The organism is Kaistella faecalis (assembly GCF_019195395.1).
GTDB lineage: Bacteria > Bacteroidota > Bacteroidia > Flavobacteriales > Weeksellaceae > Kaistella > Kaistella faecalis.
The window spans coordinates 1,384,627-1,411,263 of the sequence record NZ_CP078067.1 but is presented as its reverse complement, the minus strand read 5'-3'; the positions used below and the strand labels follow the sequence as shown (position 1 = coordinate 1,411,263).

25 protein-coding genes are annotated in these 26,637 nt (G+C 39.9%); 12 read left to right on the top strand and 13 right to left on the bottom strand.

The genetic code is table 11. The features are described 5' to 3' along the window. Positions 1-71 precede the first annotated feature (71 nt). Positions 72-1,442, top strand: coding sequence for a tetratricopeptide repeat protein (locus KTV93_RS06740; RefSeq protein ID WP_218248195.1), 1,371 nt, complete (start codon positions 72-74; stop codon positions 1,440-1,442). Positions 1,443-1,512: 70 nt separating this feature from the next. Here the strand turns inward: KTV93_RS06740 and KTV93_RS06735 are convergent, their stop codons facing one another. Next, positions 1,513-4,032, bottom strand: coding sequence for an ATP-dependent Clp protease ATP-binding subunit (locus KTV93_RS06735; RefSeq protein WP_218248194.1), 2,520 nt, complete (start codon positions 4,030-4,032; stop codon positions 1,513-1,515). A gap of 157 nt (positions 4,033-4,189) precedes the next feature. Here KTV93_RS06735 and KTV93_RS06730 point away from each other — a divergent pair, with 157 nt between their 5' ends. From KTV93_RS06730 to KTV93_RS06715, 4 genes are read left to right on the top strand one after another with little or no spacing between them, the layout of a single operon-like run. Next, positions 4,190-4,408, top strand: a complete 219-nt coding sequence (locus tag KTV93_RS06730; RefSeq protein WP_218248193.1) for a uroporphyrinogen decarboxylase — start codon at positions 4,190-4,192, stop codon at positions 4,406-4,408. 9 nt (positions 4,409-4,417) lie between these two features. Then, on the top strand, positions 4,418-5,515 hold the full coding sequence (locus KTV93_RS06725) for a glycosyltransferase family 4 protein (RefSeq protein ID WP_218248192.1): 1,098 nt from the start codon (positions 4,418-4,420) through the stop codon (positions 5,513-5,515). A gap of 40 nt (positions 5,516-5,555) precedes the next feature. After that, positions 5,556-5,975 carry a SufE family protein gene (locus tag KTV93_RS06720; RefSeq protein ID WP_218248191.1) on the top strand — a complete coding sequence of 140 codons (420 nt, stop codon included), beginning with the start codon at positions 5,556-5,558 and terminating at the stop codon, positions 5,973-5,975. Continuing rightward, positions 5,972-6,946, top strand: coding sequence for a glycosyltransferase family 9 protein (locus tag KTV93_RS06715; protein ID WP_317206429.1), 975 nt, complete (start codon positions 5,972-5,974; stop codon positions 6,944-6,946). Before KTV93_RS06720 ends, KTV93_RS06715 begins: the two co-directional genes overlap by 4 nt. A gap of 38 nt (positions 6,947-6,984) precedes the next feature. On the opposite strand, the gene KTV93_RS06710 is transcribed toward KTV93_RS06715, so the two are convergent. From KTV93_RS06710 to KTV93_RS06680, 7 genes are all read right to left on the bottom strand, one after another. After that, on the bottom strand, positions 6,985-8,067 hold the full coding sequence (locus KTV93_RS06710) for a mannose-1-phosphate guanylyltransferase (RefSeq protein WP_230259126.1): 1,083 nt from the start codon (positions 8,065-8,067) through the stop codon (positions 6,985-6,987). Between the two features lie 2 nt (positions 8,068-8,069). After that, the gene (locus tag KTV93_RS06705; RefSeq protein ID WP_218248190.1) at positions 8,070-8,660 is read right to left on the bottom strand and encodes a SprT-like domain-containing protein; all 591 of its coding nucleotides are present in this window, start codon (positions 8,658-8,660) and stop codon (positions 8,070-8,072) included. 4 nt (positions 8,661-8,664) lie between these two features. After that, the gene (locus tag KTV93_RS06700) at positions 8,665-10,005 is read right to left on the bottom strand and encodes a TolC family protein (RefSeq protein ID WP_218248189.1); all 1,341 of its coding nucleotides are present in this window, start codon (positions 10,003-10,005) and stop codon (positions 8,665-8,667) included. A 47-nt stretch (positions 10,006-10,052) separates the two neighbouring features. Then, positions 10,053-10,439 carry a hypothetical protein gene (locus KTV93_RS06695; protein WP_218248188.1) on the bottom strand — a complete coding sequence of 129 codons (387 nt, stop codon included), beginning with the start codon at positions 10,437-10,439 and terminating at the stop codon, positions 10,053-10,055. Positions 10,440-10,448: 9 nt separating this feature from the next. After that, complete coding sequence (locus KTV93_RS06690; protein WP_218248187.1) at positions 10,449-11,852, bottom strand: nucleoside recognition domain-containing protein; 1,404 nt, start codon at positions 11,850-11,852, stop codon at positions 10,449-10,451. Between the two features lie 86 nt (positions 11,853-11,938). Then, positions 11,939-12,982 carry a PA0069 family radical SAM protein gene (locus KTV93_RS06685; protein ID WP_218248186.1) on the bottom strand — a complete coding sequence of 348 codons (1,044 nt, stop codon included), beginning with the start codon at positions 12,980-12,982 and terminating at the stop codon, positions 11,939-11,941. A gap of 132 nt (positions 12,983-13,114) precedes the next feature. Beyond that, on the bottom strand, positions 13,115-13,309 hold the full coding sequence (locus KTV93_RS06680; protein ID WP_218248185.1) for a hypothetical protein: 195 nt from the start codon (positions 13,307-13,309) through the stop codon (positions 13,115-13,117). 133 nt (positions 13,310-13,442) lie between these two features. Here KTV93_RS06680 and KTV93_RS06675 point away from each other — a divergent pair, with 133 nt between their 5' ends. The 7 genes from KTV93_RS06675 to KTV93_RS06645 all read left to right on the top strand — a co-directional run bounded on the left by KTV93_RS06675 (position 13,443) and on the right by KTV93_RS06645 (position 20,685). Continuing rightward, positions 13,443-15,557 (top strand): prolyl oligopeptidase family serine peptidase, encoded by a 2,115-nt coding sequence (locus KTV93_RS06675; protein ID WP_218248184.1) that lies wholly within the window; start codon positions 13,443-13,445, stop codon positions 15,555-15,557. An 89-nt stretch (positions 15,558-15,646) separates the two neighbouring features. Beyond that, positions 15,647-16,366, top strand: a complete 720-nt coding sequence (locus tag KTV93_RS06670) for a class I SAM-dependent methyltransferase (RefSeq protein WP_218248183.1) — start codon at positions 15,647-15,649, stop codon at positions 16,364-16,366. A gap of 72 nt (positions 16,367-16,438) precedes the next feature. Then, positions 16,439-18,199 carry a DNA mismatch repair endonuclease MutL gene (gene mutL / locus KTV93_RS06665; protein WP_218248182.1) on the top strand — a complete coding sequence of 587 codons (1,761 nt, stop codon included), beginning with the start codon at positions 16,439-16,441 and terminating at the stop codon, positions 18,197-18,199. A gap of 5 nt (positions 18,200-18,204) precedes the next feature. Then, positions 18,205-18,936 (top strand): rhomboid family intramembrane serine protease, encoded by a 732-nt coding sequence (locus tag KTV93_RS06660; protein WP_218248181.1) that lies wholly within the window; start codon positions 18,205-18,207, stop codon positions 18,934-18,936. A gap of 30 nt (positions 18,937-18,966) precedes the next feature. Beyond that, positions 18,967-19,926 (top strand): endonuclease/exonuclease/phosphatase family protein, encoded by a 960-nt coding sequence (locus tag KTV93_RS06655; RefSeq protein ID WP_230259125.1) that lies wholly within the window; start codon positions 18,967-18,969, stop codon positions 19,924-19,926. 1 nt (position 19,927) lies between these two features. Beyond that, the gene (locus tag KTV93_RS06650) at positions 19,928-20,305 is read left to right on the top strand and encodes a hypothetical protein (protein ID WP_218248179.1); all 378 of its coding nucleotides are present in this window, start codon (positions 19,928-19,930) and stop codon (positions 20,303-20,305) included. 38 nt (positions 20,306-20,343) lie between these two features. Further along, complete coding sequence (locus KTV93_RS06645; RefSeq protein WP_218248178.1) at positions 20,344-20,685, top strand: hypothetical protein; 342 nt, start codon at positions 20,344-20,346, stop codon at positions 20,683-20,685. 29 nt (positions 20,686-20,714) lie between these two features. On the opposite strand, the gene KTV93_RS06640 is transcribed toward KTV93_RS06645, so the two are convergent. From KTV93_RS06640 to ftsA, 5 genes are all read right to left on the bottom strand, one after another. Beyond that, positions 20,715-22,229: a GH3 auxin-responsive promoter family protein gene (locus tag KTV93_RS06640; protein ID WP_218248177.1), complete on the bottom strand. Its 1,515-nt coding sequence runs from the start codon at positions 22,227-22,229 to the stop codon at positions 20,715-20,717. Positions 22,230-22,332: 103 nt separating this feature from the next. Further along, positions 22,333-22,743, bottom strand: coding sequence for a BrxA/BrxB family bacilliredoxin (locus KTV93_RS06635; protein ID WP_218248176.1), 411 nt, complete (start codon positions 22,741-22,743; stop codon positions 22,333-22,335). A gap of 198 nt (positions 22,744-22,941) precedes the next feature. After that, complete coding sequence (locus KTV93_RS06630; RefSeq protein ID WP_218248175.1) at positions 22,942-23,388, bottom strand: GatB/YqeY domain-containing protein; 447 nt, start codon at positions 23,386-23,388, stop codon at positions 22,942-22,944. A gap of 5 nt (positions 23,389-23,393) precedes the next feature. After that, positions 23,394-25,235, bottom strand: coding sequence for a cell division protein FtsZ (ftsZ, locus tag KTV93_RS06625; protein ID WP_218248174.1), 1,842 nt, complete (start codon positions 25,233-25,235; stop codon positions 23,394-23,396). Positions 25,236-25,253: 18 nt separating this feature from the next. Beyond that, positions 25,254-26,627 (bottom strand): cell division protein FtsA, encoded by a 1,374-nt coding sequence (gene ftsA / locus KTV93_RS06620; RefSeq protein ID WP_218248173.1) that lies wholly within the window; start codon positions 26,625-26,627, stop codon positions 25,254-25,256. Between the last annotated feature and the right edge of the window lie 10 nt (positions 26,628-26,637).

Genomic DNA, 26,637 nt, shown 5'->3' with positions numbered 1-26,637 from the left:
TACTAATAAAATCGTTTTTCCGAAGTTTGTAAGCAGGCTTCAAATTTTGGAAATAACATCGAGAAAATAAATTGGAAGAATTTTTTGAAAACGAACTCATTAGGAAGTTCGAAGAAATGGTAGAAAATAATGATGAACTCTACTTCGAAACCGAAGAATACGAGGACATCATTATTTACTATCTAGAAATGGGCGACATTTCCTTCGCGGAGATGGCGACCAATTATGCGCTGAAACTTCATCCCAATTCTTTAGAACTGAAAATAAAAAAGTTTGAGGTTTTACTTGAACTCGAAAATTATACACAGGCCAAAGAACTGATGCAGGAACTGCAGGAAGCTTCTATGGAAAGCACCGATTTCCTCGTGTGCTGCGCGAAGTACTATTCGAATCTGGGTAATCCGAGACGTGCGATTACTTTTTGTGAAAGAGCCCTGGAACTGGACGAGGAGGAAAACTTTCTGCACAATTTCATTGCAGATGAATATGTGAATCTGGAAGATCCCTTCAACGCATTGAAACATTATAAACTGGCTTTAAAATTTGATCAGCAGGACGAATACTCTTTAGAAAACGTGATGTTCTGCTACAATCAGCTCAGCAGAAGCGACGAGGCTATTGAATTCCTTAACGGATATCTGAACGAGTTCGCGTTTTCTGAAACAGCCTGGTACGAATACGGACAGTTCTATTTCAACCGCAAAAACTATGAGGAAGCGATTCGCGGGTTTGATTATCTTTTGGCTATAAATCCACAATCTGTTGGGGTGTATGCAAATAAAGCGGCATGTTATGAAGCGATGGGAGAGTGGCCGAAAGCAATTGCTGTTTATGAAGAAATGCTCGAACTGGAGTATACGAAGTCTTTTACTTTCTACAAAATCGGTTTGTGTTATAAAGAGAACAAGCAGCCGGTTTTAGCGCTGAATGCTTTCCAGAAATCTTTGAGAGACGATCCGCAGTTTTATCTGTCAATGATGGAGCAATCCTATATCTACGAAGAAATGGGCGGCATGAAAGAAGCACTTCATTTTGCAAAAGAAGCCGTATCGATGAATGATAACAATTTAGATTATCAGAAAAGGCTTGCGTTTCTTTACATCGATTCCGGAAGTTTTGAGGAAAGTTTAATTTGTCTTAAGAAGCTTGTAGATTTCGAACCTAACCGGTTTTATAACTGGTATGCGTACTCAGAAGTTTTAATGCTGATCGGCGAATTTGAAGATGCGATCACTGTTTTAAAGCAGGCAACTAAAATCCATAACCGCGCAGAAATCTATTATCAGTTGAGTAACTGTTATTTCCATCTGAACAGCCAGAAAGAAGGCAGAAAAGCCTTGGATGTGGCGTTAGATCTGGATCCAAATCTTCTGGAAGATATGAAACAGAAATATCCATTCATCAAAGATGAGGTTGAAAAGGTAAAAACAAAGAAGAAATAATTGTAATCTTTGTACAGATAACAAAAAACCCCGGTCAAATTTGACCGGGGTTTTCTTATGATATTGAATATTATTTAGCGCTCTGCTTTTTCTTTACAGTTTCGCCTATAAGTCCGTCTTTCTCTTCATTTAATTTCAAAATGATGGTTTCGCCTTCGGAAAGCTGTTTGTTTACCAGCATTTCTGCCAACAGATCTTCGATGTATTTTTGGATCGCACGTTTAAGAGGCCTTGCTCCAAAATCTTTGTCCCAGCCTTTTTCTGCAATAAAGTCCTTGGCATCCTGAGAAAGGTCCACATGATAATTGAGTTTTTCAAGTCGCTTGTACAGTTTTGCCAGTTCCAGATCGATAATTTTCGTAATATGCTCTTTTTCAAGGGAATTAAAGATTACGATGTCATCAATACGGTTTAGAAATTCAGGTGCAAATGCTTTCTTAAGCGCGTTTTCGATCGTACTTCTGGCTCTCGCATCGGTAGTTGATTTCTTCGCAGAAGTCCCGAATCCTACACCGTCACCAAAATCTTTAAGATCTCTCGTTCCGATATTGGAAGTGAGGATGATAATTGTATTTCTGAAATCGATTTTTCTACCTAAAGAATCTGTTACAAAACCTTCATCAAGAATCTGCAGCAGAATGTTGAAAACATCCGGATGCGCTTTTTCAATCTCGTCGAGAAGTACAACTGCATAAGGCTTTCTACGAACAGCTTCTGTAAGCTGGCCGCCTTCTTCGTAACCGACATATCCAGGAGGCGCTCCAACCAGTCGTGAAACAGCGAATTTCTCCATGTATTCACTCATATCGATACGGATCAGTGCTTCATCTGAGTCGAAAAGTTCACGGGCCATCACTTTGGCAAGTTCTGTTTTACCTACACCTGTGGTTCCGAGGAAAATGAATGTTCCAATCGGTCTGTTCGGGTCTTTCAGTCCGGCGCGATTTCTCTGGATGGCTTTCACCACTTTTTTCACTGCATCTTCCTGACCGATAACTTTACCGTTCATCATGGCATCCATCTGCGAAAGTTTGTCAAGCTCATTCTTACCGACTTTCGTCACCGGAATGCCGCTCATCATTGAAACTACTTCAGCCACACTTTCTTCGGTTACGACTTCTTTTTTCTCCTTCACATTTTTATCCCAGGTTTCCTGCGCGAGATTCAGTTCAATCTGAAGCCTTTCTTCTTCATCTTTCAGTTTTCGGGCTTCCAGATAATCCTGAGCTTTCACGGCTTTCTGCTTGAGATCCTTGATTTCTTCAATTTTCTTTTCGTGCTCGATGATTTCTGTAGGAACCTTCATGTTTTTAATATACACTCTGGAACCTGCTTCATCCATTGCATCAATTGCCTTGTCCGGCAGAAAACGATCGGTGATATATCGTGCAGTAAGATTCACACATGCCAAAACCGCTTCTTCGGTATAAGTTACATTATGGTGATCCTCATATTTGTCTTTAATCTGATTTAAAATCTGAATCGTTTCTTCAACAGTCGTCGGTTCCACCATTACCTTCTGGAAACGACGTTCCAAAGCACCATCTTTTTCGATATACTGTCTGTACTCATCCAAGGTTGTCGCTCCAATGCATTGAATTTCACCCCTAGCCAAAGCAGGTTTGAACATATTGGATGCATCCAGACTTCCGGTAGAACTTCCCGCACCGACAATAGTGTGAAGTTCATCAATGAAAAGGATGACATCGCGGTTTTTCTCGAGCTCCGTCATGATTGCTTTCATTCTTTCCTCGAACTGTCCGCGGTATTTTGTTCCTGCAACCAAACTCGCTAAATCAAGGGTAATAACCCTTTTTCCATAAAGAACACGGGAAACTTTTTTCTGCTGAATTCTTAAAGCAAGTCCTTCTGCAATCGCTGATTTACCAACGCCTGGTTCACCGATCAACAGTGGATTGTTTTTCTTTCTTCTGGACAAAATTTGTGAAACCCTTTCAATTTCTTTTTCCCGGCCGATTACAGGGTCCAGTTTTCCGTCTCTTGCAAGTGAAGTTAAATCACGTCCAAAATTATCAAGTGTCGGAGTTTTGCTTTTACCTGTACCGATGTTTCCGGTTGGCTTACGCATCTGCCCGAATTCTTCTCTCTCTTCATCATCGTCGTACGCGCTCATTTTAGGACTCTGACCGGAATTTTTAAGCATTGTTTGATATTCCTTTGTGACTCTTTCATAATCGATATCATAAGAACCCAAAATGTTGGTAGACGGGTCATCAGATTTATAGAGTATCCCCAAAAGAAGGTGCACTGTATTAATTTCTGAACCTTGGTATTGTCTGCATTCGAGTTCTGATCGTTTTACGGCCTGATCTGCCATTTTTGTGAAAGAAATCTTGTCGCCATCAGCAGTAAAAGGGTTTAATCCCGATACTGCCATAGTTTCAATCTTTCTTCTGATCTGAGTTAAATCTGCACCCAAATTCTGCAAAATGTCCTTAGCGGAATTCTCAGTTTTAATCATTCCCAAAAGGAAATGTTCTGTATTGAGAAACTCGCTTTGCAAACGCCTTGCTTCGTTTTTACTATGTTGGAAAACCTGATCCAAACCGTTTGAAAATTTATGATCCATATTATTGTTTCGTTGTTAAGTTTTAAAGATTGCTGCAATCTTTAATACTCAATCAAAGTTACAAATACTTTACCAAAATTAAATAATGACTTTATGGCAGGAAATATTTTCTCATTTCACTGAAAATGACTAGGTTTGTTTCCCTAAAAAATTAACTATGAGCCCTGATATTACTAACTTTATTGGTTATGCCGCTTCATTTTTTGTTGTGTTGAGTTTTGTGCTGAAAGACATCAAAAAAATTAGAATTGTAAACCTTATTGGCTGCATTTTCTTCGTTATTTATGGAATTTACAGCGATTATCTTTGGCCCATTATTATTCCAAATGCCATTCTGTGCTTTATACAAGGGTACCATTTGGTAAAAAAGGACTAAATTTCTGTCATGAAAGTTCTGGTAAGCGTTTTTAATAATTTATATACAGACCAACGTGTTGATAAGGTTTGCAGAACATTATCCGAAAACGGCTTTTCCATTGAACTTATTGGAAATAATTGGGGAGGCTTGCCTGAAATGGCCCGTAGCTACTCCTTCTCAAGAATCATCCTCGAATCGACTGTTCTGCGGTATGCTTATATAGAATTCCAATGGAAATTATATAAAAAGCTGTTGAAAAGCGCTGACAGCGAGACAATTCTTCTTGCTAACGACTTAGATACGCTGCTTCCTAACTATTTGGTTTCCCGCAAACTGAATATTCCGCTTGTTTACGACAGTCATGAGATTTTCACAGAGATGCCTTCCGTAAATGGGCGTTTTACCCAAAAAATATGGCGCTCACTGGAATCTTTTATCGTTCCGAAATTAAATTTTATGATGACCGCGAGCGAAAGTTATGCAGACTGGTTTCGGAAAACTTATGAAATAGAACGTCCGGTCGTAGTGCAGAATTTTCCGCTCAAAACAGCGAATCCGCAACGCTATTCCAATATCAATTCGAAGAAAATTATTCTTTATCAAGGAGTTATCAATCCATCCCGCGGTTTGGACAAAATGATCCCGGCAATGCAGGAAATTGAAAATGCAGAATTTTGGATTGCGGGCGACGGACCCAAAAAAGCAGAACTCGAAGTTTTGACTAAAGCTTTAGGACTGAACGATAAAGTGAAATTTCTGGGAAAACTCTTACCCGAAAAACTCCGGGAAATCACCCATAAAGCAGATGTGGGATTGAGCATTGAAGAAAATAACGGACTAAGTTACTATTTCTCGATGCCCAATAAAGTTTCAGACTATATTCAGGCAAGAGTTCCTGTTGTTGTTTCAGATTTTCCGGAAATGAGAAAAGTTATCGATAATTTCGGAGCGGGTGAAAAGATCCACAACCACACGGAATTGGCTGAAAAAGTAAAGATAGTGCTGGAAAACGGTAAGCAATTCTATGAAAATTCACTGAACAGTGCTGCAGCACATCATTGCTGGGAGCAGGAAGAACCTAAAATTATTCAGCTTTTCAAAACGATCAAATCGCATAACTCCTAAACGCGAAATCCTTACCTTTGCACAAATTTGAAACAGCAAGATGACGATCAAAGAAAAACAGAATGAAATCGTAGAAGAATTTGCATTTCTGGAAGATTGGGAACAGAAATACGAATACATTATTGATTTAGGCAAAGAACTTAAGGGTTTTCCTGAAGATAAAAAAACGGATGCCAATTTAATTAAAGGCTGCCAGTCTAAAGTTTGGATTGATGCCGAGTTTAATGATGGCATGCTGTTTTTTAATGCAGATTCCGATGGGATTTTACCAAAAGGAATTGTTTCGCTGCTGGTTTCTATTTACAGCGGTCATTCCACTCAGGAAATTCTGGATTCAGATTTCGAGTTTATTTCGGAAATAGGGCTTCAGGAATTTCTTTCACCTTCCCGCGCCAATGGTTTGATGGCGATGACAAAGCAGATTAAGTTTTACGCAGTCGCATACCAGCTGAAAAAGTGAGAACAATCCTAGCATACCGTTTTTCAGCTTTTGGTGACGTTGCAATGACGGTTCCCGTTGTCACAGAATTTCTGGAACAGAATCCCAACATACAAATCGTTTTTGTAAGCCGTAAAAACTTTGGTGATTTATTTAATGGCATTCCGAATCTTGTTTTCAAAGGCGTAAATATTGATGATTACAAGGGCGTTTTCGGAATGAGAAAACTTGCTCAGGAACTTACAGATGAATTTAAGCCTGAGTTTGTCGCAGACCTTCACGATGTAATCAGAACGAAAATACTCAGCAAAATCTTTAAGCGTAAAGGATTTAGGGTTTCAATTATCAATAAAGGCAAGAAGGAAAAGGAACATCTTACCGATATATGGAATCTGGAAAAAGCACCGCTCAAAAAAAACACAGAACGTTACGCCGATGTGTTGCGGGAATTGGGATTTTCGCTGACTTTATCGCATCATTACAGAACTTATTTGTCACAAAAAAGCGGAATCGGATTCGCGCCTTTTGCCCAGCACGAAGGAAAAATGCTGCCTCTGGAAAAGTCTTTTGAGCTTGTAAAACATCTTTCGGAAAAACATAGAATATATTTTTTTGGCGGAGGAAAGAATGAGGTAGAAACGCTGGATAAGTGGGTTGCTCAAATTCCTAATACCGAGAACGTTGCTGGCCAACTTACTTTAAAACAGGAACTCGCAAAAATAGCTGAACTCGAAATCATGATTTCTATGGATTCTGCAAACATGCATCTTGCAAGTTTAGCCGGCACCCGATGCATATCGGTGTGGGGCGCGACACATCCTTTTGCAGGCTTTCTAGGTTACGGACAGAAAGAAGAAGATGTGGTACAAATAAAAGATCTGACCTGCAGGCCGTGTTCGGTTTTTGGTGACAAAAAGTGTTACCGTGGCGATTGGGCCTGTCTGCATGAAATTAATATTCAGCAGATTATCAATAAAATTTATAAGGATTAACAAAAAAATCTTTCAGATATTGAAAGATTTTTTGTTTTTTATAAAAACTTGTCGCTTTTTTTTAGCGTTTTTAAATCATGAATATATTCCTTGATGAGCTGATCGTTATCGCGCGGACATATTAAAAGTGCTTTATCGGTATCCACAACGATATAATTCTTGAGACCGTCGATGATAGCAGCTTTGTTTTTATTTTTGAACTGAACGATGTTTCCCTTCGCATTATACATAAGAATGTGCTTGGGTTGCAATGTGTTCTTGTTTTCGTCTTTATCTAAGGTTTCGTAAACCGATGTCCAGCTTCCCAGATCACTCCAGCCCAGGTCTGCAGGGATTACATATACATTTTTAGCTTTTTCGAGAATACCGTTATCAATAGAAATTTTGGTGACTTTAGGATAAATCATTTCAATGCAGCTCGCCTCGCCATCGGTGTTATAATCGCAACTCACGAACTGCTGAGACATTTCCTCGAGATAAAGATCGAACGCCGAAAGAATAGATTTTACGTTCCAGATAAAGATTCCAGCATTCCAGAGGAAATCGCCGCTTTCCAGAAAACTTTTGGCAATTTCCAGAATGGGTTTTTCAGTGAAAGTTTTCACTTTAAAATGGTCTGCATTTTTTTTCTCGATGAACTGAATATATCCGTAACCCGTATCCGGACGGGTAGGAGTGATGCCTAAAGTAATGAGATAATCGTTTTGGGAGGCCAGATTAAAAGCCAGTTCCACTTTTTGGAGAAAGGTGTTTTCTTTCAGAATCAGGTGATCTGCAGGCAACACAATCATGTTGGCATCTGGATTTTCAGCAGCAATCTTCTTTGCCATATAAATATTGCAGGCCGCCGTGTTTTTCATCATAGGTTCGCCTACGATATTCTTCGGTTTTAGTTCCGGTAACTGCTGTTCCGTCAACGAAACATATTCTTTATTGGTGATTACATAGATATTTTCTTTCGGAACAATCTGGCTGATTCTGTCATAGGTCTGCTGAATCATTGTTCGGCCCGTTCCTAAAATATCCTGAAACTGTTTAGGGAATTTCTGTGTGCTCATTGGCCAGAATCGGCTGCCGACTCCTCCTGCCATAATAACGCAGTAATTGTTTGATTTAGACATGCTTAACTTAATTTTTCTACTCTTGCTAAGGGTTTGAAAATATACCTTTTCCCGTTGTCGAGATTGAGGCAAATATAGTTCTTTTTGCGTTTACCTTCTATGATATAAGTCTCTTTACGGTAAATAAAACGGGTGTCGGTCTCTAAATCTTCGATGTAGGAAGTTTCGTCTTCGTAATTTTCTATGTGGAAGTATTTTACCAAATCCGGACTCGACATGAAGTTGGCTTTCGGGGATTTAGAGAACTTGAGAATAATGGGTTTTAAATCTTCAGAATAAACCGAGATGCTTTCTAAAAGCATTGTCCGGAACGTACTTTTCCATTCTGCGCCATGGGGAGAAATACGGTTTCCGAAGTTCTCAAAAGCCAGCAGATGTGCCAGTTCATGGGTTAAAACAAAAAAGAAAAGTTGCGGCTGCAGGGTAGAATTTATCGTAATCTGGTGCGATTTATCCGGCATTTTCCGGTAATCGCCCAATTTTGAATTCCGTCCTTTCGTGATTTTAATGTGAATATAATGTTCGCCAAACCAGGTTTTCAGGAAAGGCAAAGTATTTTCAGGCAAATATTTCTGAAGGTTGGCAACAGACATTTTATCACAGACTCAATGGGATTCCGGCATAGAAATTAAGCAGTTTCATGCTGAAAAGGTAATTGTATTTTGCCTGTGCAACGGAGCCCTGCGCATTGGCGAAATTATTTCTGGCACTGTTGAGATCATAAACGGTGGAGCGTCCCGCCGCAAAACTTTTCTCGGCAAAATCCAGCGCCAGTTTCGCGCTTTTTTCAGCCTCAGTTGCCGCAAGATAGGCTTCGTAATTACTTTCTGCGTCAAACTGTGCCTGCTGAACATTTTGCAAAACCTGCTGTTTTTGCTGCAACAAAGTGGTTTTTGCTATGTCTTCATTGATTTTCGACTGCTCTACCTGTAGTTTGGTAATCCCTTTATTGAAAATCGGGATATTGGCTGACAGGCCTAATTGCTGTCCGAAATTGTCTTTGTACTGGGTAAAAAATTGTGACTGCTGAATTGTATTTCCATTGAGGTCTTTTGCTGGACTAAGGAGATAAAAGTAAGAACTTCCCAATCCGGCATTTGCAGTAACTGTTGGCCAGAACGCAGTTCTCGTCACTTCGGTTTGTGCCTCTGCAGATTTTATTCTGTTTTCAGCGGCTTTAATCTGCGGCTGATTATCGTAAGCTTTGGTGATAATGTTTTCTGCTGTAAAAAGCGGCGCATCCAAAATCCCGTCAACCGGAACCTCCTGAATATCAAAATTCTTATACTCCGGCAACTGTAAAAGCATTGCAAGTGCGAAAAGACTTCTGCTGGTGTTGATTTCTGCGGTTTTTACATTTTGTTTTTCCCGCGCCAATGCCGCCTCAGCTTCTGCAAGAACCGTTTGTGGTGTAGTTCCGACTTCGGTAGTAATTTTTGCTCTTTTATAAAGTCTGTCCGCGTTTTCTAGAGCACTTTCAGAAATCTTCACAATTTCGCGATTAAGTAAAACCGATAAATACTGCTGTGCGATCTGCAGTGAAATATCGTTTTTTATTCTTTCCAGGTCAAATTTGCTGGCTTCAACGTCAAATTCCGTTCTTCTGATATTTTTCTCAAGTCTTCCGTTGTTATAAACGAGAATATCGGCGCCTACACTTGCGCTGTTGCTGAAGTTATCGTTTCGGTTAGTGTTTCCAAAAACATCCCGACCCTGTCCAAATGATGCGTTATTATTGATATTTCCTGAAACAGACGGTAAATACTGACGCTTCGCTATTTGCAGCGAATTATCCTGAGTTTTGGTATTTAATGTATTCTGAATAACCTGCAGATTATTTTCGACCGCGTAGTTTACACACTCCTGAAGCGACCATTTCTTTTGGGAAAAAGCTACAAAAGACACAAAGCTGAGCAAAAGGACCGCAGTTTTTTTCATGGAAAAATTTTAAAGAATAAGACGCAATTTTTATAATTTTGTTACACTTAGGCCTTCAATTCGTTTATTCTTGAGACAATCTGCATAGAAAAAATTCCGCTTTTCTGCAGGTAAATTTCATAAAAAGCCTTTGCTTTCGACGCGTAATCCGGACTGGGATTTTCTTTGTTTTTAAAATAAAACAAATGACCTAAAAGTTCAAAATAAGGAATATGGTGCGCCGTATCTTTTGTTCCCACCAAATCAATCATTTCGGCGCTTGATTTGAGTGCAAGTTCTTCAAAACTCATTTTAAAAGTATCTCTCATATTGGTGTCGAAAACACGATCGAGTTCACTGAGATCGCCTTCGTTTTTTCCTCCTAAAATCATCTTCGAAAGGAATTCTGAAAACTGTTTTACAATTCTGATGATGTAATCTTTATCGTGTATCATATTGAATTTTTAAGCAAAGAAAATATAAGCCAAAATCACGGAAGTAATGATCCCCACCAGATCGGCTAAAAGCATCGCCGTTACGGTGTATCTTGTGTTTTTAATCCCAACCGCTCCGAAATATACTGCGATAACATAAAAAGTGGTATCTGAGCTTCCTTGTAAAACGGCCGCCAATCTTCCCTGGAAACTGTCTGCTCCGAAAGTCTGCATCGTATCGACCATCATTCCGCGTGCACCGGAACCGGAAAGCGGTTTGATCAGTGCCGTTGGTAATCCGTCAACAAATCGTGTGTCGAAACCTACAACGGCAGCAACCCATTTCATCCCGTCAATAAGCACATCAAAAACCCCTGAAGTTCTGAGCAGAGAAATCGCAATCAGCATTCCAACCAAATAAGGAATGATTTTCACGCAAGTCCAAAAACCTTCTTTTGCTCCATCAATAAAAGCATCGAAGACATTAATTTTTTTGTAAACTGCCCCAAGAACAATGGCGAAGAAGATCAGCAGAATTATTCCGTTGCTCAGCAGCATACTGAAATTATCCAGACCTTCTTTGGTCAGCTGCACCAGATAAACCACCAATAGTCCGACAATTACGGATATTCCGCCGACGTATGCGATTACAGCAGGCTGAAAAAGATTGATTTTCTGGTGAATAGAAACGATTATCATCGCGGCCATTGTGGCTGCAAAAGTTGCGATCATGCAGGGCAGAAAAATATCCGTCGGCGTTGCAGATCCCATGGAAGCACGAATTGCAATGATTGAAACAGGAATCAATGTTAAACCTCCGGCGTGAAGACACAGAAACATGATCTGGGAATTGCTGGCCCTTTCTTTATCAGGATTTAAAGTCTGCAGACTTTCCATCGCTTTCAGCCCGAAAGGCGTTGCGGCATTATCAAGACCTAGTAAATTGGCACTGAAATTTAGCAACATATGACCAAAAGAAGGATGGTTTTTTGGAATTTCCGGAAAGAGTTTCGAGAAAAACGGCTGTATTAATCTCGATAGTAAATTAATTCCGCCGGCTTTTTCAGCGATGCTCATGAAGCCCATGAAAAGCGTCATAATTCCAATTAAACCAAGACAGATTTTCACAGCGGTTTCTGATGTTCCAATGACTCCGTCGGTTGCCTGAACACGATAGATTTGAACCCCAGATTTTGCAGAATCAGTTTTGTAATGAACCCGATTTTGATCAAAATCAGGCTTTGTAAGCAGTTGTTTCTGGATTTCAGGATTTAAGTCAGACATTTTTTTTGAAGCAATCTGCACGGTGTCGCCGCTTTTACCGACCACCATGTCATTGTAAATTGCTTTGTAATTATCTGAAAATAAATATTTTATACTTGCAACCAATATGGCCACAATTATAAATGCGCTCCAAATTCTGCTTAAAACCATTGCTGAAAATTTTGTTAAAAATAACTAAAAAGTTTATGCAATTGGTTTGAGGAGGCGAAAAATTTCGGGACAGGAGATGTAGTCCGTTAAAAAAGTTTCAGTTGCTGGTCTTTACTGCCCGTGAAATTCTCCGTAGAAAGTGGAGTGATTTCTTTGTCTGCGAAGAATTTTCTTCTGCCCAAAGCAAAAGTATCGTGAATCATTTCAGCAATATTTCCCTCGCCTTTATAGCGTTCGTGAAATCTTTTATCGCCAAGTTTTCCGCCGCGCATGGAACGGATGAGGTTCAGGACTTTTTCTGCTCTGTCGGGAAAGTTGGCGTTAATCCAGTTGATAAAAACCGGTTCAACCGTATCATTCAGTCTAACCAAAACATATCCGAATTTTTGCGCGCCCGCTTCAGAAACAGTTTTTAATATGTTAAGGCTTTCGTCGCTTGTCAAGCCCGGAATTACTGGCGCAACCATAACGCCGACAGGGATTTTATGTCCGCTTAAAATTTCGATGGCTTTTAGTTTATTTTTTACAGAGGAAGTTCGCGGCTCCATTTTTCGGCGGATCTCTTCATTGATGGTCGGAATGCTGAACGAAACAGAAACCAGATTCTGTTCAGACAAAGGTTTCAGAATGTCTAAATCTCTCAAAACCAAAGCGTTTTTCGTTAGAATAGAAACCGGGTGCCGGTAATCCAAGCAAAGTTTCAGAATTTTCCGCGTTATTTCAAATTCCCTCTCCGCGGGTTGATAACAGTCGGTATTTCCTGAAAGGGTAATGGTTTTCGGAACATAATTTCTTTTCTGAAAGAATTTTTCAAGCAGGTCAGGAGCATTTTTCTTGACCATGATTTTTCGCTCGAAATCTGTGCCGGCGGAATATCCCCAGAATTCGTGCGTGGGTCTGGCGAAACAGTAAGAACAGCCATGCTCGCAGCCCTGATAAGGATTCAGCGAATATTCCATCCTTATGTCCGGACTTTTAACCTCGTTCACAATTGTTTTGGGAAAAACTTCTGTGAAAGTGGTTTTTGTCTTAAGAAAATCATCTTCCTCAGGTTCAAAGGTGTATTTTTCGAAACGGTTGATTTCGTTCCGCTGTGCGCCCTGACCTTTAATGAAATTTTCACTGGACATTACATTGTTTTTGAAGTTGGTTACAAAAATAATTTCTGTTCCCAATTATTTGATGAGTATTTAAGACTTCACTTTTCCACAAAAAATCCCGAATTCGAAGAACTCAGGATTAATGTTTATGAAGATGAAGAATTATTGCATTGCTAAATATTCTACACCATGATGCCCATCATCTCTATATCGTTTTTCAAAGTGGCGGTGAAAATCAGAATAGTAGTCGTGGTAGTCTTTATGTTTTTTGGCAAAAAACTTTTTAACACCAAATATGCCGAGACCAACTATCACTCCGAGGCTTCCTGCCAATAATACTCCTGTTTCTTTTCTCATTTTAATACTTTTATTTTTTAAAGTTAAGCAAATCCTATTCCTTTTTAGCAACAATTACTTTTAAAGTTTGTTAATATTGGAGCGCTGTAGTTTAATACAGTTTTAATTTTATAAATTTGAAAAAACTGTTTAAATGAAGACCAATTCAATTATTATGCTGACAGGAGCCTTGTTTTTTGCTTCCTGTACAAGTCAAAAAATGAACAATTCCCTCAATTATCCGGAAACAAAAAAAGTGGTCCATACCGACGAGTATTTCGGTACGAAGGTGGAAGATCCTTACCGTTGGTTAGAGGATGACATGGCTGCGGATACCAAAGACTGGGTTCAGCGCGAAGTAGCTTTTACCAATACTTATCTTGCCAACATTCCTTTTCGGGAAGAACTCAGGTCTCAGCTCAAAGACATCTGGAACTACGAAAAAATCGGCGCGCCGTTTAAAGAGGGAGACTATACTTATTTCTACAAAAACGATGGTCTTCAGGCGCAATCTGTACTCTATAGAACCGATAAAAACGGAAAAACTGAAGTATTCCTCGATCCCAATAAATTTTCTGACAAAGGAACGACTTCTCTTGCCGGAGTTTCCTTCAATAAAAAAGGAAATCTTGTAGCATACAGAATTTCGGAAGGTGGAAGCGACTGGAATAAAATCATCATTATGAATGCTTTAACCAAAGAAATCATTGATGAAACTATTGTAGACGTGAAGTTTTCCGGAACATCGTGGTTGGGTGACGAAGGTTTTTATTATTCAAGTTACGACAAACCGAAAGGCAGCGAACTTTCCGCAAAAACAGATACTCATAAAGTATATTTCCATAAACTGGGAACAAAACAGTCTGCCGACAAGTTAATCATTGGTGGTGAAGATTTCAAGCGCAGATACATGGGAATCGGTGTTTCCGACGATGAAAGATATGAGATTTTAAGTGCTTCTGAAGCCACCAACGGAAACGAACTTTATATTAAAGATCTTAAAAATAAAACCGATTTTATTCCTATACAGAAAGGATATGAATTCAACACCGATTTTATCGATTCCAAAGGTGATGTTATTTATGCATTGACCGATAAAAACGCTCCGAATATGCGTTTGGTGAAATTCAACATCAACAATCCGAATGTTTGGACTGATGTGATTCCTGAAACTGAAAACGTGTTAAGCGTGTCCACGGGCGGAGGATATATTTTCGCCAGGTATATGAAAGATGCGGTTACGAGCATGAAACAGTTCGATTACGACGGAAAGCTCATCAGAACAATTGAGCTTCCTGGAATTGGCACAGCGTCCGGCTTTGGCGGTAAAGAAAAAGAGAAAGATCTCTATTTTTCTTTCACCAACTATATTACGCCGGGAACAATTTATAAATTCAATACCGACAGCGGGAAATCTGAAGTTTATCAGAAACCGAACGTAAAATTCAATCCAGAAAATTATGTTTCCGAGCAGGTTTTTTATACTTCGAAAGACGGAACCAAAATTCCGATGATGATCAACTATAAAAAAGGAATAAAACTCGACGGTAAAAATCCGACGATTTTATATTCTTATGGCGGATTCAACATCAGTTTACAGCCGGCATTTTCTGTGGTAAACGCAATCTGGATGGAAAATGGCGGAATTTATGCCGTTCCAAACATTCGTGGTGGTGGCGAATACGGAAAGAAATGGCACGATGCCGGAACCAAAATGCAGAAAAAAAATGTATTTGATGATTTTATCGCTGCCGGGGAATATCTTCAGCAGAAAGGCTATACTTCCAAAGAATACATGGCGCTTTCGGGTCGTTCAAATGGCGGATTATTAGTGGGTGCTACGATGACGATGCGTCCTGATCTGGCAAAAGTTGCGTTCCCTGGCGTGGGAGTTTTAGACATGCTACGATACAATAAATTTACGGCAGGCGCAGGTTGGAGCTACGATTACGGAACAGCTGAAGACAGCAGAGAAATGTTCGAATATCTGAAATCATACTCACCGGTTCACCAAGTAAAAAAAGGAGTTTGCTATCCATCAACCATGATTATTACAAGCGATCACGACGACCGGGTTGTTCCTGCGCATTCATTTAAATTTGGTGCAGAACTTCAGGAAAAGCAGTCCTGCGACAATCCCGTTTTGGTAAGGATTGAAGTGAACGCAGGTCACGGAGCAGGCAGAAGTACAGATCAGGTCATTGGCGAAAATGCTGATTTACTGAGTTTTGCACTTTTTGAAATGGGAATTAAAGCATTAAAAAAATAATTTTAAAAAGTTGACTATTCTAAACTTCCTGAATTTTCAGGAAGTTTTTTTAGATATTTAAGCAAAAAATAAATCATTATTTTTACGCAATGAAACAGAATGAAATCTCTGATTTTTATGATGAATATGTTCAGAGACAGATAAAAACAGGTGCCAACGAAAGACTTATTTCCCTTTATAAAAGGCTGCTGAACGGCGGGTTAAATGCCGATTCCAAAGTTCTTGAATTGGGTTGCGGCGTGGGAATTTTCACTAAGCTTTTGGCAAAAAAAGTCAAGAACGGGATTATTGAAGCGGTGGATCTTAGCGAAAAAAGTGTGGCCGTTGCGAAGAATGAACTGAAAGACAGGAAAAACATTTATTTTGATGTTGCTGATGTAGTAAAATACCAGCCCAAAAATTCTGATTTTGATATGGTCACTTTGATGGATGTCATCGAACATATTCCTTTGGAACATCACGCCGAACTTTTCGCAAATTTATCTAAAATCGCTACTGAAAAAACAAATATTCTTATCAATATTCCGAACCCGCAATATATTGGTTATGCACGAATTAACCATCCTGAAAGTCTCCAGGTAATTGACCAGGAAATCGAACTTTTTACCCTGATGAAACATCTTGAAAAAAATGGTTTAGAACTTGCATATTTCGAGAAATATGGAATTTGGGAACAGGATGATTATCATTTTATGGTCATCCGGAAAAAGAGAAATTTTGAACTGAAACATCTTTCTGATCAAAGGAACTTCTCCGAAAAGATATTTCATAAACTTACCACCAAAATCGATGCAGTTAAATACAAATAATTGCAGAAAAGTATTCATTTTTAAATTTACAAAACCCCGAATCTAATCGTATTTTTGTCGGAGAATAAACAAATGTCAGATATTATAAAACTTTTGCCGGATCATGTCGCCAACCAAATCGCTGCGGGCGAAGTGGTGCAGCGGCCTGCTTCAATCGTAAAAGAACTCATGGAGAATGCCATCGATGCAGGTGCCACTAAGGTTGAACTCATCGTTCGGGAGGCAGGTAAAAATTTAATTCAGGTGGTAGATAACGGCAGCGGTATGAGCGATACTGATGCGCGGCTTGCCTTCGAGAGGCACGCAACTTCAAAAATAAGTACAACTGAAGATATTTTCCGCATTTCCACTAAAGGTTTTCGTGGAGAAGCTTTGGCGTCAATCGCAGCAGTAGCACAGGTTGAACTTAGAACCAAAACCAGGGATTCCACAACCGGAACCAATATTTATATTGAAGGTGGCGGGTTTCAGTTTCAGGAACCTATACAGACTACAGAAGGTTCTAACTTTTTAGTCAAAAATCTATTTTATAATGTTCCTGCGAGACGCAAATTTCTCAAAAATAACAACGTAGAATTCCGCCATATTATTGATGAGTTTCAAAGAGTTGCTTTAGCTCACGAAAATATCGATTTTGAACTTTTTCATAATGATGATATTATTTTTCGGCTCAGGAAATCGAGTTTGCTTCAGCGAATTGTAGAAATTTTCGGGCGCAAACTTCATTCTATTCTCGTTCCGATAAAGGAAGATCTTGGGTGGGTAAAACTCCACGGATTTGTTGCAAAACCCGAAGGTGCCAAAAAAGTTCGCGGCGAACAGTTTTTCTTTGTCAACGGAAGGTTTTTCCGGAGCGCTTACTTCAACAAAGCGGTACAGGAAGCTTTCGAAGGCTTGCTTCTGCCGGGATATATCCCTACATTTTTCCTGTTTTTAGAACTTGATCCCGAGAAAGTTGATGTCAATATTCATCCTCAGAAAACAGAAGTTAAATTTGAGGATGAAAACCTGATTTTTGCCCTGGTCCGTTCTACAATCAAAAAATCTCTTGGAATTTATAATGTTGCGCCAAGTCTGGATTTCGAGAGGGATGCAAGCATTGATGCATTTGTTCATCAGACGAGTAAAAGTGGAACTTTGAGGGCGCCGGAGATCACGGTAGACCGCGATTACAATCCTTTTCTTGAAGAAAGAGCTTCTGCGGGCGACCGAACGGCACTCACTGAAATGTACCAGCAGACTATTCAACCCGAACCTTCTAAAATTAATCTGTTTGAAGATGAAGATTTCGATGAGGATTTGATGCGGCTTCCGAACGGATATTGGCTTTTCAACAAAGGCGGAAAAACCCTGATGCTTGATTTGGGTCGTATGCAGCGCCTGGTCATCAGTGAAAGGAATGCAAAGAAAAAACGCAGCAGCGAAAAACATACCCTGCTTTTTTCTCTGGAATATCACATGAACGAAACGGAGAAAAACAAATTCCGTTCGATTAAGAAATACCTGCCGGAACTCGGTTTCGAAATGGTAATCGCCAATGATAATGTTCTACGGATAGACGCCATTCCCGAAGGACTGAAAGAAACACAGGTCATGAAATTCATGGAAAACCTTTTCGAAATCCTTGAATACAGGACAGAAGAAGAGTTTTTGAATTTTTACCAAAACCAGTGGAATAAAATACAGAGTAAATCGCGCTTTGATTTCCTATACAAAGTTGATGCAGAACAGGTTATAAAAGATTTTACTGCGCTTGGTTTTCCCGAATATCTGCCTTCCGGGAAAAGGTGTTTCACTGAGATTCCGTTAGACGAATTAAAAAATAAATTTTAAAGTACATGTTCAACAATATACCGCCAATTACGCGAAATATCATTATCATCAACGTAATCGTCTTCATCCTGACGTACGTTCTGCAAACCGATTTAATGTACCAGTATCTGGCCGCATTTTATCCTTTTTCACCCTTTTTTCACTCGTGGCAGATCATTACGCATATGTTTATGCATGGCAGTTTTATGCATATTTTATTTAATCTCATGACGCTTTACAGTTTCGGGCCTGTTCTGGAACAGGTTCTGGGAGATAAAAAGTACGTGATCTTATATTTTGTAAGTGGATTGGGTGCGTTTTTCCTTTTTAACCTTTGGAATTTCGTTGAAGTCGAACAGATAAAAAGCAGTCTGCAAAGTTTAGGGTTTGATTTGGCGGGTTATATGGATGGCGAAAGTGTTTCATTTAAAGGAAATTCTGCAGCGATACTTGAACAGCAGAATTTAGTAAACCAATTACAGTCTATTATTTCGGTTCCGATGGTTGGTGCGTCAGGCGCGATTTTCGGCGTTATAGCAGCATTTGCGACATTATATCCTGATGCTAAAATTATGTTGATGTTTATTCCAGTGCCGGTTAAAGTTAAATATCTGATGCCCGTAGTTATCGCGGTTTCGGTGTATTTGGGAATTTCTGGGAATGTTGGCGGCATTGCACACCTTGCACACGTTGGGGGGGCACTTGTTGGGTTTATTCTTGCCAAAATCTGGAAAAAGCATTTGTACCGGTTTAATTAAGGTGTGATTGTGGGAATAATCTTTTTTTTATTGACAGTATTTCACTCTTTAGTCATTGTTCTTTTATTGGGAACTTTGCTGAATGCCTATGTTCCACCAAGAATTTTCCCCTGGTTTAACATGCTTTCTCTGGCTTTTCCGGTCTTAATGATTCTGAATGTTGGTATGATTCTACTGTGGATCGTTCTCTGGAAGAAGCGCGCGGTTGTATTCTTACTGCTTTCTCTATTTTTGATTAATCCTGTAAAAAGATGGATTAACTTCAGCACCACAAAGGAGCAGCGCGGTAATCTGAAAATTGTGTCTCTCAATACGAAAGGGGGCCTACTTTATGGGTACGAAAAGATTTATGACTATCTGAAAAATACAGATGCAGATATAATATTAGCTCAGGAATACAGCACGGAGTTTAATGTTCAGGGTTACCAGTACCAGACCGATTCTTACGAAATTGTAGCATTAAATTCAAAATATAAAATCATTCGCCAGGGTAAAATTGCAACGGTTGGAAACGGAAACTCTTTTTTTGCTGATGTGGAAGTTCACGGGAAAACTATTCGCCTGATCAATGTATATTTAAGTCCCTTCTCGTTTGAAAAGGGCAAAGTTAAACCAACAGAGGATCTTGATCAGAATAAAGTAAAACTGCGATACGTCATCCGCAAATTGGTGCCCACGTTTAAAAATCATCAGGATGAAGTTGCCGACATCAAGAAAGCAATTGCAGAATCACCATATCCGGTTATTTTAGCGGGAGATTTCAATGCCGTTCCCAATTCTTATGAATATTACCAAATCGGTAAAAATCTGAAAGATGTTTTTGTAGAAACCGGTACGGGAAGTGCTACGAGTTTTCACGATTATAAATTTCCGATAAGAATTGATTATGTTTTCTGTTCTCCGGAAATAAAACCAGTTAGCTACAAAGTCGACCGAAGCGTTAAACTTTCGGATCATTATCCCGTTATTACAGAATTTAAAATTGATTAAGATGAAAAGAATCTTTTTATTTACAACTTTGGTGTTAATGATTTCCTGTGGAAAAGAACCAGGGAAAGCGGCGGCTACTGTTCAGGAGAATCCCGTTGCGCCATATGATACAGCAGCTGTGGACTCATTTTCTGTAGGAGCAACTTCTATAGATGTCGCTCGGAGAATACGGATTTCTTCACTCAAATATCAGGATTCGATTAAGAAAATTTCTGCCCAGATTGAAGAAGAAAAAATACTGAAGAAAGCCAAAGAAGAGAAGGAAAAGGCAGATAAAAAATCAGCAGAAGAAATGAAAAAAAGGGAATCTGAAAAAGCTAAAAAAGAGAAATCTGCGTCTCAATCTGAAAATTCGGCATCCGAAACACCAGTTCAATAATATTGTTTTAATTTTATCGGTCACCAATACTTATTATTATGAAAAAATATTTTTTAATTGCTGTAGCAATTTCAGTGTCAGTTATAAGTTGCAAACAGTCAGAAACCAAAATAGAAACTACCGAAAATCCCGACGGTACCGTTACTACTACGACACTGGAAACCGAAAAATCAACTGCGTTTGATTCCGCGACGATCAATGCTACCGTAGACAAAGCGAAGGAAAAGTTGAATGTAGCAGGCGAAAAGATCGATGAAGTCGCTGACCGTGCCGGAACTGAACTTAAAAAAGCCGGCGAAGATGTGAAAGATGCCGCTTCGAAAGGTGCGGAAAAAGTCGAAAAGGGTGCCGAAAATGTAAAGGAAGACCTCAAAAAATAAAAAAATCCGCTGATTTACAGCGGATCTTTTTATTGGTTCATTTGGAGCAGAGGATCGATATATTCGCGGTCGTTGCTCAGTCTCGGGACTTTGTTCTGTCCGCCCAGTTTCCCGCGGGCCGACATCCAGTTATAGAAAAGCTGCGGTTTGGCAACGTGAACAATCGGTTTTTTCAGCGTCATATTATTATAGCGTTTAGCTTCGTAATCTGAATTTACAGATTTCAGATAATTGTCAAAAACTTCAGTGAAGCGTTCCAGATCTTCAGGTTCCTGAGTGAATTCAAAAATCCATTCGTGCGCTCCGCTCTCACCGTCTTTCATGAACACGGGTGCTCCGGTAAAATCTGAAACCGAAGATTCAGTTACTTCGCAGGCTTTAGTAAGCGCTGTTTCTACATTATCGATCATCAGTTCCTCGCCAAAAGCATTAATATAATGTTTGGTACGCCCCGAGATTTTAATCCGATAAGGATGAAGCGAAGTGAACTTAATGGTGTCACCGATTAAATATCGCCACAGTCCGCTATTGGTAGTGATAACCATTGCGTAATTTTTCCCGATTTCAACATCCTGCAGCGGAACGGCCTGCAGATTATCGGGATTGAATGCATCCATAGGAATGAATTCATAGAAAATTCCGTAATCCAGCATCAGCAGCATTTCGTCGCTGCCGGGCTGATCCTGTATCGCAAAAAATCCTTCTGAGGCGTTATAAATCTCGTAATAATTAATGTCTTTACCGATAATCTTTCTGTACTGGTCGCGGTAGGGTTTAAAGCTGATTCCGCCATGAAAAAACACTTCCAAATTAGGCCAGAGATTAGATATGGTTTCTTTTCCGGTGTCGGCAAGTGTTCTTTGGAGCAGAACCATCATCCAGCTCGGCACGCCGGTCATGCTTCCTACATCTTCGTTTTTCACTTCTGATACAATGGCTTTCAGCTTGCTTTCCCACTCAGACATCAGAGAAACCTTTTTGCTGGGAGTGGTGGTAATTTCAACCCAGAACGGAAGGTTTTCAATCATTATGGCAGAAAGATCACCAAACTTGGTATTGAAATCTTCGTAAAGCTCTGAACTTCCGCCCAGTCTTAAATTTTTATTTGAAAAAAGTGAATTGTCCGGATGATTGTTCGCGTAAATCGAAAGTAAATCTTTACCTGCCTTGAAATGACAGTCTTCTAAACTTTCTTCAGAGATCGGAATAAATTTACTTTTCGCGTTAGTAGTGCCAGATGATTTTGCAAATTTGCGGATGTAACCCGGCCAAAAAACATCGGCTGCTCCCTGACGTGCTTTTTCGATATAAGGTTCGAAATCTTCGTAGGTTACAATGGGAACATTTCTACGGAAATCATCATAACTGGAAATAGAACTGAAGCCGTGAATCTTCCCGTAGTCAGTATTCTCCGCATGATAAAGCTGAGAAAACAGGACGCCGTTTTGGGTTTCAATGGGGTGATTAATGAAATTCTGAATCTGATCGATTCTCTGGCGGATAAACCAGTTTACAACCGTATTAAAAAGCGCTTTTGTTGCCATTGATACAAATATAATATATTTCGGCTAAAGACACGAGGCAGATTTTCATATAAAAAAATTCCGCCAAAAAAAGCGGAATTCTGTTTGTAACTAAATGTTTCGTTTAGCAGTATTCTTCATAGGCAGCCTGCAGGTTGGCAGCAATTGCTCCGGCAGGATTTCCTTCAATATGATGTCTTTCAAGCATGTGAACTAGCTCACCATCTTTGAAAAGCGCTACACAAGGGGAGCTTGGTGGGAATGGCGCAAGGAATTTTCTTGCTTCGGTTACCGCATCTTTATCAAAACCTGCAAATACTGTGGTTAACTGATCAGGTTTTTTATCTCCTGTCAAAGAGAAAATAACTCCCGGTCTTGCAGCTCCTGCCGCGCAACCGCAAACCGAGTTGATCATTAACAGGGTAGTTCCCTCTTTTTTAATAGCTGTTGTTACTTCTTCAGGAGTGGTTAAATCCTGGAAACCTTTATCGGTAAGCTCAGCCTTCATCGGCATTACTAATTCTTCTGGATACATATAAAAACTTATTTATGGTTAAAAATGAGACTTTTCTCTTGTGCAAAATTAATGAATTTCGATCATAAATTCTTATTCAAATTAAGTATCAAAATCATTCCGAAAATCAATTTTTGTCTTTTTGTCAGAAAAAACCCGGCGCAAAACTGCTCCGGGCTTCAAATCAAATCGATATGCAAAGGTTGAATATCCTTGTTGTTAGGAAAGTAATTTCTTCGCCATTTCGGAAATACTTTTTCCATCGCTTTTTCCGGCGAGTGCTTTACCTGCCATTCCCATTACTTTTCCTAAGTCTTTGGCACTTTGTGCGCCGGTTTCGGCAATGATTTTTTTCATTTCTGTCTCTAGTTCTTCCGAAGAAAGCTGCTGAGGTAGAAATTTCTCTATGACCTTCATCTGTGCTTCTTCCACTTCTGCCAAATCATTTCTGTTTTGGGCGGTAAACTGCTCATAAGAGTCTTTCCGCTGCTTAATCATTCGCTGCAGAATGGCGATTTCCTGTTCGGCGGAAACTTCCGCACCTTTCGCTTCTGTTTTCAGGAGTAATATCTGTGATTTTACAGCGCGCAGGGAATCGAGCGCCACTTTGTCCTTCTCTTTCATGGCAGTTTTAATCGCCTCGCTGATGGTAAGTTCTAAACTCATAATTATTAATCTACGTCTTTGTTTAAAAATCTGTTCTCGCGAACCTGCATTCTGCCGTTGTTTTCAGCAAGAAAACTATTGATTTTCTGCTCAGATGCGTTGCCGCTTTCAATCGCGATATTTTTTCTGCGGAAAGCAGGTACAGTTTCGAAATCGTTTTCTGCTTCTGAAGTTTGATATCTTGAATTGAATTCTCTGAGCTTATTTCTTCGTTCCACCACTTTATCATTCGGAGTAACTTTACTGATGAAAGTGAATTCATTAGAGGTTTCTACCTGCGTTGTGGTTTTCGGTTCTTCTATGTTTTGCGACACCTTAATTTCGGTTTTCTGAACCGGTTCTTCCTTGATTTCAGCTTTGGGTTGAGGTGTTTCAACTTTGGGCTCCTCAATCGGTTCGTTTACGAAAAAACTGAATTCCATTGGCTTTTCTTCAGTAAAAGGGGTATTCGATTCAGTGGTTTTTTCCTCTACCGTTTCTTCGGTTTCAAATTTGAATGACTGAACTTCAAGTGCGTCAGTAGGATCGTCTTCAAAAGAGAATAAAGAAAGTTCCTGAGGAGCTTCATTGATATTAAAAGTCTGGTCAGGTTTTGATTCCTCGTTCAAGTCGAAGAAACGCATTTCTGAAGTAGTATCTCTTTCAATTACTGTTTTCTTCTCAACTGTTTTCGTAGAGAACTGAGGCTGCTGGAAGTCATCTTCATCATCTAAGACAAAAAGGCTTTCTCTCACAAAATCTTCGCGGGTGATTTCCTCTCTTTCCGTTGTTTTCTGTTTGAACGGTGATTCCTGTTTTGCAGGGCTCGTCATGGTATCGGTAAGGGCAAATTTGATTTTTTCTGAAGTTCCTGAATGTTTGTGGTGATCCTTAGCAAATCCTGTTGCAATTACAAGAACACTCACTGCATCGCCTAATTCTTCATCAGTTCCCACACCGAAAATGATGTCAGCCGTGTTTCCAGCTTCTTTCTGGATATGATCCATGATTACGCCGATTTCATCCATGGTAACTTCTTCAGAACCACTTCTGATTAAAAGCAATACGTTTCTTGCGCCGGTAATTTTGTTGTCATTCAACAATGGCGAATCAAGCGCTTTTTTCACTGCTTCTTCAGCTTTGTTTTCGCCGGAAGCAATACCGTTCGACATCAGAGCTGTTCCGGAGTTAGCCAAAACAGATTTTGCATCACGGAAGTCGATATTTACGTCGAAATATCCTGTGATTACTTCTGCCATTCCTTTTGCGGCATTGGTTAACACTTCATCAGCTTTGGAGAACCCTGATTTGAAACCAAGATTTCCGTACTGCTGGCGTAATTTATCATTGTTGATAACGATTAATGAATCGACATTATTTCTTAATTTTTCAAGACCTAAATCAGCCTGCTCCAGCCTTCTTTTTCCCTCAAAACTAAAAGGTACGGTAACAATTCCTACGGTAAGAATTCCCATGTCTTTTGCCACTTTTGCGATCACGGGAGCCGCTCCGGTACCGGTTCCACCGCCCATTCCGGCAGTAATGAAAACCATCTTGGTATTCTGCCCCATTGAAGCTTTAATATCCTCAATACTTTCGATTGCTGCTTTTTCGCCAACTTCAGGATCTGCGCCTGCGCCCAAACCTTCGGTAATGGTTACCCCTAACTGCACTTTATTTGAAACCGGATTGTTATCCAAAGTCTGGGAATCTGTATTGCAGATCACGAAATCAACGCCGTGAATTCCTTTTTCGTACATGTGTTTCAGCGCGTTGTTTCCGCCGCCGCCAACTCCGATTACCTTTATAATTGATGAATTTCCCTTTGGCAAATCAAATGAGAATCCTGGTGTGTTCATATTTTCCATATTATTTGTATTTTTTATTTATTCAACTTCTTCAAAGAATTTTTTTACGCTTTCCATAATTTTCTGTCCGATGGTAAGTTTGTTCCGTCTTTTGTCCGCGGATTCTTCAACGACCTGTTCTTCTGTTCGGAATTCGGGTGTTTCTACAGGCAGATCTGCTTTTTCAACTTTCACTGGAATTTCATTTTCCGCGGGCTCGGCTACAGGATGCTCATGACCGTTTTTCTTATCGCGGATTTTAAGACTCTCCATTAATAAACCAATGGATGTTGCGTATTCCGGACCTTTAAGAAACTGATTCTTATCGTTGGCCACATATTCGTTAGAGAAACCAATTCGCGAGTCGAAACCTGTGGTGTAATTGGCAAGCTGACGAAGGTGACGAAGATTTGACCCGCCGCCCGTCAATACAATTCCTGCGATCAGTTTTTTCTTCTGCTCGAAAGCGCCGTAAGCTTTCAGTTCGGTATTGACCATCTCCAGAATTTCCTCAACTCTTGCGTTGACAACATGAGCTAAAGTTTTGAGAGAGATTTCTTTGTCAGGCCTGCCGTGAAGTCCCGGAATCGTAACAAATGTGCTGTCTTTTTCCATTTCTGGCATTGCAGAACCGAATTTTACTTTCAGTTGCTCAGCATGTTTTTCGATGATAGAACAGCCTTCTTTAATGTCATCAGTAATGATTCCGCCACCGTAAGGAATTACGCAGGTGTGACGGATGATATTGTCTTTAAAAATAGCGATGTCTGTTGTTCCGCCGCCGATATCAACAATGGCAACGCCGGCTTCTTTTTCTTCCTTTGTCAGTACAGATTCGGAGGATGCTAATGGTTCCAGAGTTAACGATTCCATTTCCAAGCCAGCTTCTCGAACACATCTTGCGATGTTTCGGATGCTTCCCATCTGTCCTACTACGACGTGGAAGTTTGCTTCAAGACGTTTCCCATGCATGCCGATGGGTTCCTGAATTTCTCCTTCAGAATCTACCTTGTATTCCTGTGGTAGCACGTGAATGATTTCTTCGCCTGGGAGCATTACCAGTTTTTTTACCTGGTCTTTCAGCTTTTCAATATCATCTTCGGTAATATATTGGTCGGGATTGTCCCTCATAATATAATCAGAATGCTGTAATGAGCGGATGTGTTTGCCTGCAATTCCTACCGTAACCTTGTGAATCGGGACGCCTGAACTGGCCTGTGCTTCGGCTACTGCGGCTTTGATGGACTGTATGGTCTGGGAAATATTGTTCACAATTCCCTTGTGAACGCCCAGGCTCTTCGCCTTTCCTACGCCGAGAATTTCAATTTTGCCGTGGGCATTTCTTTTACCGACAATCGTCACAATCTTGGTGGTTCCGATGTCGAGGCCTACTGAATACTCGTGATTTTTCATTTATATGTCG